8 protein-coding genes and 1 CRISPR repeat array are annotated in these 11,462 nt (G+C 43.9%); of the genes, 6 read left to right on the forward strand and 2 right to left on the reverse strand.

From position 1 onward, the window contains the following. The 6 genes from cas1d to C7I86_RS16815 all read left to right on the forward strand — a co-directional run bounded on the left by cas1d (position 1) and on the right by C7I86_RS16815 (position 10,083). On the forward strand, positions 1-978 hold the full coding sequence (gene cas1d / locus C7I86_RS16790; protein WP_011153685.1) for a type I-D CRISPR-associated endonuclease Cas1d: 978 nt from the start codon (positions 1-3) through the stop codon (positions 976-978). A 31-nt stretch (positions 979-1,009) separates the two neighbouring features. Beyond that, positions 1,010-1,294 (forward strand): CRISPR-associated endonuclease Cas2, encoded by a 285-nt coding sequence (gene cas2, locus C7I86_RS16795; RefSeq protein WP_011153686.1) that lies wholly within the window; start codon positions 1,010-1,012, stop codon positions 1,292-1,294. 212 nt (positions 1,295-1,506) lie between these two features. Further along, a CRISPR array of direct repeats spans positions 1,507-5,098; the repeat unit is 37 nt; unit sequence CTTTCCTTCTACTAATCCCGGCGATCGGGACTGAAAC. Positions 5,099-5,462: 364 nt separating this feature from the next. Beyond that, positions 5,463-7,379 carry a hypothetical protein gene (locus C7I86_RS16800; RefSeq protein WP_011153692.1) on the forward strand — a complete coding sequence of 639 codons (1,917 nt, stop codon included), beginning with the start codon at positions 5,463-5,465 and terminating at the stop codon, positions 7,377-7,379. A gap of 145 nt (positions 7,380-7,524) precedes the next feature. Further along, positions 7,525-9,255 carry a DUF262 domain-containing protein gene (locus C7I86_RS16805; RefSeq protein WP_011153693.1) on the forward strand — a complete coding sequence of 577 codons (1,731 nt, stop codon included), beginning with the start codon at positions 7,525-7,527 and terminating at the stop codon, positions 9,253-9,255. 47 nt (positions 9,256-9,302) lie between these two features. Further along, entirely contained in the window at positions 9,303-9,692 is a 390-nt protein-coding gene (locus tag C7I86_RS16810) for a hypothetical protein (RefSeq protein WP_223211241.1), read from the forward strand. 22 nt (positions 9,693-9,714) lie between these two features. Beyond that, positions 9,715-10,083: a hypothetical protein gene (locus tag C7I86_RS16815; RefSeq protein ID WP_199303580.1), complete on the forward strand. Its 369-nt coding sequence runs from the start codon at positions 9,715-9,717 to the stop codon at positions 10,081-10,083. Between the two features lie 38 nt (positions 10,084-10,121). Here the strand turns inward: C7I86_RS16815 and C7I86_RS16820 are convergent, their stop codons facing one another. Both C7I86_RS16820 and C7I86_RS16825 read right to left on the reverse strand, forming a co-directional pair. After that, the gene (locus C7I86_RS16820; protein ID WP_011153696.1) at positions 10,122-10,706 is read right to left on the reverse strand and encodes a hypothetical protein; all 585 of its coding nucleotides are present in this window, start codon (positions 10,704-10,706) and stop codon (positions 10,122-10,124) included. A gap of 494 nt (positions 10,707-11,200) precedes the next feature. Next, a complete protein-coding gene (locus C7I86_RS16825; protein WP_051045132.1) occupies positions 11,201-11,392 on the reverse strand; it encodes a hypothetical protein in 192 nt (63 codons plus the stop codon). Positions 11,393-11,462: the final 70 nt, after the last annotated feature.

An 11,462-nucleotide genomic window follows, 5' to 3' on the forward strand; every position in this document is an offset into this window, starting at 1 on the left:
ATGTCTACACTTTACTTGACTCAACCTGATGCGGTTTTAAGCAAAAAACATGAGGCGTTCCATGTGGCCCTCAAACAAGAGGATGGTAGCTGGAAAAAACAGCCGATCCCAGCCCAAACCCTAGAAGATATTGTTTTATTGGGTTATCCCAGCATAACAGGGGAGGCATTGGGTTATGCTCTAGAACTAGGTTTGCCCGTCCATTATTTGACCCAATTTGGGAAGTATGTTGGCTCGGCTTTACCAAGTGAGTCCCGCAATGGTCAGTTACGATTAGCCCAGTTTCGAGCCCATGAAGACCCGATTCAGCGGCTAGATATTGTCAAGGCTTTTGTGAAGGGAAAAGTTCACAATCAATATAATTTACTTTATCGCCGGGGCCAGGTGGATAATCCGTTGAAGGGTAGGGGAAAATTAGTGATGCGACAACAAACCCTGGAACAGGTGAGGGGTATTGAAGGGTTAGCGGCCCGGGAATATTTTGCCAGTTGGCAGGAAATGTTAGGGCATGAATGGACATTTACGGGGCGGTTTCGTCGTCCCCCCACTGACCCGGTAAATGCCTTGCTCAGTTTTGGTTATGGGCTATTACGGACTCAGGTGACAGCGGCTGTACATATTGCAGGGCTTGATCCATACATTGGCTTTCTCCATGAGACAACCCGGGGACAACCGGCGATGATACTAGATTTGATGGAAGAGTTTCGTGCTTTGGTGGCGGATAGTGTGGTGTTAACAGTGTTGAAGCAACGGGAAATCCAAAGACAAGATTTTACGGAAAGTTTGGGAGCTTTTCGCTTAACAGATAGCGCCACTAAAACTTTTTTGGGGGCTTTTGATCGAAAGTTATCGAGTGAGTTCAAGCATCCGATTTTTAACTATAAGTGTACCTACCGGAGGGCGATTGAGTTACAGGCCCGTTTGTTGGCAAGACATTTACAGGAGGGAGTGGTTTATGAGCCACTGGTTATCAGATAACAGTTATCAGTTGTGTTTTGACGACTAAAAAATGCTTTATTTGATTATTTATGATGTCCCGGCTACAAAGGCGGGTAATAAACGACGAACTCGTTTGTTTGATCTCTTATCGGGCTATGGCAAATGGCGACAGTTCAGTGTGTTTGAGTGTTTTTTGTCAGTCAAGCAGTTTGCTAAGTTACAAACGGCGATGGAGAAGTTGATTAAACTTGATGAGGATGCAGTTTGTATTTATGTGTTGGATGAAAATACGGTGCAACGCACGATTACCTACGGGACTCCCCAACCAGAAAAACCTGGTAGTATTATTATCTAAGAAGTCATTCTTCAAATTTTGGCATACCTATAGCGAGGGCCTTTTCCCTGGGGGGGTTGCCAAATTGCTTCTGAACCTTGAAAAATCAATACTTTCACGCATTCAGACTGCGTACTATTTTGAAGGTCTGGCTGATTTTGGAAAGATATTCTGGAAGGTTTGCCAAAGTCTGCTTTCCTCCACTTTCCCCGTAAGGGGTCGGAGGGGGCGGTCTTTCCTTCTACTAATCCCGGCGATCGGGACTGAAACGATTGTTGTGCCCCTGGCGGTCGCTTTCAATGCCTCTTTCCTTCTACTAATCCCGGCGATCGGGACTGAAACTAATCCTAATTAGGTTTGAGTTAGTATCTAGTGCCATCTTTCCTTCTACTAATCCCGGCGATCGGGACTGAAACACAGATTTTGCTTCAGCTAGTACCAAAGGCTAGCTTTCCTTCTACTAATCCCGGCGATCGGGACTGAAACTCGTAACTACCTTCTAAGTCTGTAGCGATGAATGTGGCTTTCCTTCTACTAATCCCGGCGATCGGGACTGAAACCAAAATATAGGGAAGAATTTTAGAAAGAACCTCAGAACTTTCCTTCTACTAATCCCGGCGATCGGGACTGAAACAACTAAGGCATCCCATAGCATTCCGCTACGATCTATCAGCTTTCCTTCTACTAATCCCGGCGATCGGGACTGAAACTAATAATTGCTGATTAATCGTGGTGGTGGTGGTGGCTTTCCTTCTACTAATCCCGGCGATCGGGACTGAAACGATATATGGCTAAATATTGCTCAAAAGATTTTAATACTTTCCTTCTACTAATCCCGGCGATCGGGACTGAAACATTAGATTGGTCGTGTTTTGATTAACGGTGCTAGCCTTTCCTTCTACTAATCCCGGCGATCGGGACTGAAACTTGCCATCCCAGGCAACATAGCAAGCATGGAGGTGCTTTCCTTCTACTAATCCCGGCGATCGGGACTGAAACTTGCCATCCCAGGCAACATAGCAAGCATGGAGGTGCTTTCCTTCTACTAATCCCGGCGATCGGGACTGAAACTTGCGGACAGACTCGATTAAGTCAATAACAGCTTGGCTTTCCTTCTACTAATCCCGGCGATCGGGACTGAAACCTTGCCCTAATTTTCCTGGTGGAAAAGCCGCTGGCTCTTTCCTTCTACTAATCCCGGCGATCGGGACTGAAACATAGCAAGTTGCTAGAGAAAGCGCAACAAAACAAGCTTTCCTTCTACTAATCCCGGCGATCGGGACTGAAACGAGGTTAAATTGTTGTCGATTCAAGAAGACTTGACTTTCCTTCTACTAATCCCGGCGATCGGGACTGAAACAATAGACACGAATTCCGGTTCCAGACCCAGCCCGTTCTTTCCTTCTACTAATCCCGGCGATCGGGACTGAAACTTCTTCCATCAGTCCAAGTTCTTCAACAATGTCTACTTTCCTTCTACTAATCCCGGCGATCGGGACTGAAACTGCTGAAGAAGCTGGAGAGAATCGGGCATCGCTATCTTTCCTTCTACTAATCCCGGCGATCGGGACTGAAACATTCCAGATGTGGTGGAAGAAACCTACGCCCCCGACTTTCCTTCTACTAATCCCGGCGATCGGGACTGAAACAATCAGCTTCCGGCGTTGCCATTTGGATTCAACTTTCCTTCTACTAATCCCGGCGATCGGGACTGAAACGTGAGGGGGCCAGATCCCTGCCAGATCCCCCAATCTTTCCTTCTACTAATCCCGGCGATCGGGACTGAAACATTAGATCTTTGGCATAAGGCAACCGAAACTGATCCTTTCCTTCTACTAATCCCGGCGATCGGGACTGAAACGATTATCGTGCTTCCTTCGATGCTAACTTTGCTCTCTTTCCTTCTACTAATCCCGGCGATCGGGACTGAAACTCCATAATGATTCTGCCTCGTTTCTACTTGGTTTACTTTCCTTCTACTAATCCCGGCGATCGGGACTGAAACTGTATGTCACGCCATCGGACAGGTAGGGAAAGCCTGGCTTTCCTTCTACTAATCCCGGCGATCGGGACTGAAACCAACTGGCTAAGCTGGTCATAAGGCTTTGGGAATGAAACTTTCCTTCTACTAATCCCGGCGATCGGGACTGAAACTCGGGTTTCCCTCCTGGGTAATGACGCCTACGGGCTTTCCTTCTACTAATCCCGGCGATCGGGACTGAAACCAAAGCTGGCACGGAAGCCCTTAAGGATATCCTCCTTTCCTTCTACTAATCCCGGCGATCGGGACTGAAACGATGCAGAGATTCCACCACCAAAGGAGAATCCGATAACTTTCCTTCTACTAATCCCGGCGATCGGGACTGAAACAAAGATTGGGACTTTTAACTGCAAAATACCAGGCTAGCTTTCCTTCTACTAATCCCGGCGATCGGGACTGAAACATTTGTTGGGCCATCCTGCCCTGTCCATTGAGGTTAAGCGGCTTTCCTTCTACTAATCCCGGCGATCGGGACTGAAACAAAGATTGGGACTTTTAACTGCAAAATACCAGGCTAGCTTTCCTTCTACTAATCCCGGCGATCGGGACTGAAACATTTGTTGGGCCATCCTGCCCTGTCCATTGAGGTTAAGCGGCTTTCCTTCTACTAATCCCGGCGATCGGGACTGAAACAAGTAAGGTTCAAACGCCGCTACGCAGTCTGGTCCCTTTCCTTCTACTAATCCCGGCGATCGGGACTGAAACCAAAGTTGGAACGAAAGCTAACGACAAAAACTACTTTCCTTCTACTAATCCCGGCGATCGGGACTGAAACTTTAGCCATCGTCGGATTCTAATCGATCCAAAAGTCGGCTTTCCTTCTACTAATCCCGGCGATCGGGACTGAAACAATCCTACCAAGCGGCTTTTGGTGGGCCTGGCTCCGACTTTCCTTCTACTAATCCCGGCGATCGGGACTGAAACTTCGGTTGATTGATGAAGATCTGATCGTCGAGTGGTCTTTCCTTCTACTAATCCCGGCGATCGGGACTGAAACTCCCTTTTCGGGGATAGGTGGTGTCCCTTTTCGGCTTTCCTTCTACTAATCCCGGCGATCGGGACTGAAACACTACCAGGGGGAAATTGATGGTATTCCCGGCAAACTTTCCTTCTACTAATCCCGGCGATCGGGACTGAAACACTACCAGGGGGAAATTGATGGTATTCCCGGCAAACTTTCCTTCTACTAATCCCGGCGATCGGGACTGAAACGGGCAATGTTAAGCATGGCTAGAAGGAATAGTTAACCTTTCCTTCTACTAATCCCGGCGATCGGGACTGAAACTTCCATTAATGATTCTTCAAAAATCACTCGATTCTTTCCTTCTACTAATCCCGGCGATCGGGACTGAAACACTGTTACTAGCCACCGCCCAACTCCTTTAATACTTCTTTCCTTCTACTAATCCCGGCGATCGGGACTGAAACTCTTCTGTTACGTAGATTTTTCCTGTTTCGCCAACAGCTTTCCTTCTACTAATCCCGGCGATCGGGACTGAAACCATCGCTCCCAGCATATTGTCCTGAACGGTCGGCAATCTTTCCTTCTACTAATCCCGGCGATCGGGACTGAAACGATTTTTCCAGTGATGGTGCATACCTAGCCGTAGCTTTCCTTCTACTAATCCCGGCGATCGGGACTGAAACTAGTCCCTCCCACACTGCCAATATTTCTTCATCTTTCCTTCTACTAATCCCGGCGATCGGGACTGAAACTCCGTCTGTATGACTTATACTCGCAAGGATTCTTTCCTTCTACTAATCCCGGCGATCGGGACTGAAACACGCCGCCAGCCCACCAGCGCCAGTTAACATCATCTCCAAGTCTAAACTGAACCCCACCAGTAGCGCTAAAAACAGCTATTTGAGAATCAGCCATGATTGTTTTCCCCGGTTGCAGTTTTTAGTTTAGAGCTTTCTCCCCTGTCCACTTTTTCGGGGCCACCTTACAGCCCTGGTAATAGGATTTGCTTCTCACTGCCATCACTATTGATGGGACACTCCACTCACGTAGTTACAGAAACCTCCCTTGTTAGGAGACCACTGCCATATATTTTGCTTTTTATCAAACGAAATTACTGCTTATATTTTTTGACTCTAAAACAGCAGTCACTGGCACAATTAGATTAGGTTTATTGTTATATTCCTATGCCTAAACTTAAAAAGCTTACTCCCAAGGCCGAAGCCCAATCTGAGTCCACCAGTCTAGACCGTCTAAGGGAACTGGCCCAAGACCCCAAACTGGCCAAGCTAGTAGCGGCTAATTATATGGCCCCACCGGATTTGTTGGAGGAGCTGAGCCACACCAGCGACAAGCCCCTGCTTAAAGCTCTGGTCAGTAATCCCAATACGCCGACGGAGGTGTTACTAAAACTGGGTTCCCTGTTCCCGGAGCAGTTGTTGGACAATCCGGTGTTCGATATTTTATTGATCGAAAATCCCAATCTGTTGTCGGAGTTTCCCAAGTCTTCCCTCAATAGTTTGCTGAAGCGGGAAGTGGCTCCGGTTAGTTTTCTGCGCTGGGCGGCTACCAATGGTGATGAAAATACGTTGCAGTCGTTGTTGATTAACCCGAATGTGCCGGCGGAGGTGGTCCAGGGGTTGACCGAGCATGGGGATTGGGATGTGGTTATAGCGGCCAAGCTCCATGTTAATAGTGGAGTAGAGGTCGAACCAAGCTGGGAAGAGCAGGGGTTAAAGCGGCGAGTACCGGAGAAAGAAAATGAACGGGTAACGGATTTTTTTAGGTATTTCTGGCCGGAGTTAAAGGATTTAGTTTGTTTGAATTACTGGATACGCAGGCGCATAGCATCGCATCCGAATTGTCCGGTGGATGTACTGGCTCAACTCGCACTAGATGATGATTTAGATGTACGCATTTGTGTAGCGAAGAATCCAAATTGTCCGGTGGAGCTAAGGCTGAAGCTACTGACCCAACTTGCACTAGATGATGGTTGCTGGGTACGCATTTGTGTAGCGGAGAATCCAAATTGTCCGGTGGATGTACTGACCCAATTTGCACTAGATAATAATTCATATGTGCGCAGGGACGTGGCATCGAATCTGAATTGCCCGGTAGAGGTACTGACCCAACTTGCACTAGATGATGATTACAGGGTACGCAGGGACGTGGCATCGAATCCAAATTGCCCGGTGGATGTACTGACCCAACTTGCACTAGATAATAATTCAGATGTACGCATAGGCATAACATTGAATCTGAATTGCCCGGTGGATGTACTGACCCAACTTGCACTAGATAATAATTCAGATGTACGCATAGGCATAACATTGAATCCGAATTGTCCAGTGGAGCTAAGGTTGAAGCTACTGACCCAACTTGCACTAGATAATAATTCAGATGTACGCATAGACGTAACATTGAATCCGAATTGTCCAGTGGAGGTACTGACCCAACTTGCATTAGATGATTCATATGTGCGCAGGGGCATAGCATTGAATCTGAATTGCCCGGTGGAGGTACTGACCCAACTTGCATTAGATAATAATTCAGATGTACGCAGGGGCGTGGCATCGAATCCGAATTGCCCGGTGGAGGTACTGACCCAACTTGCATTAGATAATAATTCAGATGTACGCAGGGGCGTGGCATCGAATCCGAATTGCCCGGTGGAGGTACTGACCCAACTTGCATTAGATAATAATTCAGATGTACGCAGGGGCGTGGCATCGAATCCGAATTGCCCGGTGGAGGTACTGACCCAACTTGCATTAGATAATAATTCAGATGTACGCAGGGGCGTGGCATCGAATCTGAATTGCCCACCCGCAGATTTAATCGTGGATTCCTTCTTGGAACAGTTCACCAAGAGTTCTATTCCCACCTACCCTCGTCTCATTGCCTTCCGTTCTCCCCATTGTCCCACCGGTGCCCTTGCCAAAAACTACCGCAGTCGGGATTGGCTAGAACGGTGTGCCATAGCAGAACACCCCAAAACCCCCGATGCCACTCTGCAAAAACTATTGCTGGATGGGAATCGTCTCGTACGACAAAAAGCCCAGGCTAATCTGGAGCAACGACAAAACATCATCCCAGAGGATTAAAATTATGGCAGAACTATTCAAATTCATGTTCTGGCTTATCTTCGGACTAATCTTTGCCCTCATCTGGATTATAGCCAAAATCCTCGGTGGTGCTTAGCTATATCATCCACTTAATCATTTAGCTTAAATTTAGGCAAGAGAAATTATGACAATTTATGCCCTAGAACATCCACTAAGAAATGTTTTTTCCCCTAAAGACTATCAATTCAAGATTCCAGAATATCAGCGCCCCTATGCATGGACGAATGATCAAGCAGAAGAATTTTGGAATGATTTGATTAATGCATTAGATCAAAAGGAAGAAGAGGAACCAGAATACTTTTTAGGTAGCATGGTTCTAGTGAAATCAGAAAACAAACCAGAGGCAGAAGTTGTTGATGGACAACAAAGACTCACAACCTTAACAATCCTGTTTGCCGTTATCCGTCACCATCTTTCTCCTTCAAGTACAGCATACTCAAAAATTGAAAATTTATTTTTTGAAGAAGACTTCGATGGTCAAAAAAGACCAGGGCTTACCACTAGAAAACAAGATAATCAGTTCTTTGCTGACAATATATATACTCCTGGTGGAATAGAAAACTTAATCAAACAGGATTCAGGATTTGATTCTGACAGCCAAATCAAGATGAGAGATAATGCAATTTTCTTTGACAAACAATTAAAAAATAAACTTAAAGAAATTAGTGATCAGGATAAAGATCAGTGGCTTACTAAATTACTAGGAAATATATTAAAATGCTGTCATTTGGTGGTTGTAAGCACCAATGATTTTGAAAAGGCATACCGTATATTTTCAACCATCAATAGTCGTGGATTAAACTTAACTCATAATGATATTCTTAAGGCAGAAATTATTTCCAAAATGGATGATGGGAAAAAACGCAAAGAATATACAGAAATTTGGGATAGTATGGAGGGAGATTTAGGGCGAAGTCAATTTGAGTCTCTTTTTGCATATATTTTTAGGATTGAGTATCAGGAAAGACCTAGCAAGAGCATCTTGACTGAATATAGAAAAAGAGTTTTGCCAAAATATGAAGAAAAATATCCAAAAGACCATGTCTTTAAGTTCGTTGATGAGCTATTACTTCCTTCCTCAAAAGTTTTAGAAATTATTAATAATCAAAACTTTGAATGTGAAGATCTGGAAATACAAGATTCAATTAACAATTATCTTGGTTGGCTTAACCTAATTGATAATGATGATTGGAAAGCTCCCTTAATATCCTTCATGATCAGATACAGAAATGAATCAACTAAACTTTTAAAATTTCTGGTGGAACTAGAAAGGTATGCGGCTGCAATAATGTTTTTGAGATTTGATATTAATGCCCGAGCCCGTGCTTACAGACCAGTTATTCTTGCGACACTAGAAAGTGCGGGGGAAGCAATTGACACCCTTGAGAAAGCTCTCGATATAGAAAAGCAAGATGAACTAATTAAAAAAGTTCTTGAGGGAGATATTTACAAGGATAAAACTCGAAGAAAGTACATTTTACTCCGCTTAGATTCTGCTTTAGCTGAAAGTGGCCAGAGTGAAAGCTTAAAAAGTAAAACCCTTACAATAGAACACGTTCTTCCCCAAAGCCTAACCCTGGAATGGAAAAGCTTAGGATGGAATGAAGAAAATCATGCAATTTGGGTCAATCGTTTAGGCAATCTGGCTTTGCTCTCTCAAAAGAAAAACTCATCCGGCAGTAATTTAAGCTTTGAAATCAAGAAAAAAGAGTATTTTCAAAAGAAAGGAAGCGTAACATTCCCCATTACAACCAGAATTTTAAGCTATTCGACTTGGACACCAGCAATAGTTGAACAAAATCAAAACTTTTACATCAAGACCCTGAAAAAAGTTTGGAGGTTAAGTTTGATGTAGTCAAATTTTGTAAAAAGTAAATGAATATAACCTTTAAGTTTAACTTTATGAGCTACAAACACTATTTTTCTCCTAAACATAAACCAGAAATTACTCAGGCTATTACTATTACTGAGCCTGCTATTATTTTTCGTCTTAATAAAACTTACTCTACCAATCTTAGCCAACAAGAAATTTATGATATAACCCGGAGTGACTGGATTCTTGGCCATAGGAGAGAAAAAGCAGAGTACGGCTTTGCTGCCTTCAAAGGGGTTGTCCTACAAGTTTATCGCATTGACCGCTGGGATTTTTCCGGTAAAGTGACCGATGTAGGTCGTCAGCGCTGGTTCTTTGAAGGAAAAGTAGCTACAGAAATGCAAGATTACATCAATGGTAATATATCTCATTATTTTAAAAAAGGTGATAGGTCTCCCACCAAATATTTAAATTGTTAACATTTTTTTGTTAGTGCTTAAAATGAATTCCCCAACTTTTTTTGAGAAAGGTACCACATTTTATTCAAAATCAGACTTCAATAAAGCATTGAGTCAGTGGTATAACAAAACCGACGAGGTGACTATTGGCGATACATCTTATAGTCAAGCTTCATGGATTTTTATCAAATTAGGGATGTACGATTTTCAGCTTAATGCAGACACGAAAAGAATAGGCGTTTTTGATTACTTGCAGATATTGAAGCAATACGAGCAAGATTTACCTTGGCATATTGTTGAGAATACAAGAAACAGTAAAATCAACAAAGCTGTTTTTGGTGAAGATTTTAAGAAAATCTCTGGTTTTTATTTGTATATCAAAAAAGCGCTAGAAACAACAATTACTATTTGAGCTTTGTTAACTATAACTTCATCAAAAACAATGTTACGTTAACCTTCATTCTCAATGATCGCCCGTAGAGCTTGAAGACGTGGTTTGCCTGGTGGCCCAGCATAACCCTGTTGCCAACTAACAATAATTGGTACCGTCATTAGGGCAGAACGGAATATGACCACTGTCCAACCCGGTGTTGATACTCCAGGCAACGGCTGAAAACCGTCTCCATAGCGTCGAACTTCTGTCAAACCAAGACCCTGAAAAACTTTGTCCCACGGCTTCCCAAACGCAAAGATGTGTCGAGTTTGAACTTCCGCAAGGGGCTGGAAAACATAGAGGTCAATTATAGAAGGTGGACAATTAAGTGCTGATGTTAGGGCAGAGGAATGCCACGGATAAAGTTCAAAATTGAGAATTTGGCTGAACTCAAAATTGTTGCCACAGCAACGTTGACCAAAACTCATTAGACTGCGCCAATAGGGACTTTCTTTCACATGGAGCTTGAGCCAAGCTTGATCGCCAGGGGGACTACGATCAAAGCATTTGCTGAAAGATGTCTGCCGTATACGATTGGCCCAGACACCATCCCGGGACTGAAGCTCAGGATAGCCAACACCAGGATTTAGCCCGAGTACCACCAATGAGGGTTCGCCATTTATGCCACGAAGATCCCCGGTAAAAGGGTCGGGGAAGCAGGTTAGGTCTAGTGCCCCTTTACCCTTGCCTTTATAGGATTCTTGCCATGAAGTGAGGTCTCTGGTTATGGAAGGTCATTGCTTCTCAAGCCAAGCATCAAACATGTTATCTCCATCAAGCCAAGCTGAAATGTACCCATCCCAGAAATCCGCCACTCGATTCCGATGTTCACTCATACTTTGACAGACTCCATCGAATTACTTGTTTTCTACTTGAGATTACACAAAAAGCGAATGTCTGCTTTAATACTTTGGCAGTTAACATCATGGAGTAAAACGCGAATCCTAAAGATTTCAAACTATGAAATAATCATTTAAATTCCTACTTTGGCTATATTTCACATTATCTTTACTGTTGTTTAATTATTAGCTAAAAATCTGGATTTCTTTTAATTGCTTTATCTCTTGTTGGTCGGGAGCTTGAAAATCCTCTGCATTTATCCCCAAACTATTAAATCCAAACCGTGCCAATGCCATAAGTAGTTTTCACCTATTTCTACCCAGATATCAATATCTTTGGTATAGCGAGGATGTCCATGGATAGCTACGGCATAGCCACCAATGACAAGATATTTAACCTGATTTTTGTTTAACAATTCTATAAATTCTTTGAAGTCTTGGTTCAGCATTGTATTTATATTGATGGTACTCTCGACGGATTTGTTCTAGGGCTTCCAGTCGCTTCCCATAGGATTGTGT

The organism is Synechocystis sp. IPPAS B-1465 (assembly GCF_003015225.1).
Taxonomy (GTDB): Bacteria; Cyanobacteriota; Cyanobacteriia; order Cyanobacteriales; family Microcystaceae; genus Synechocystis.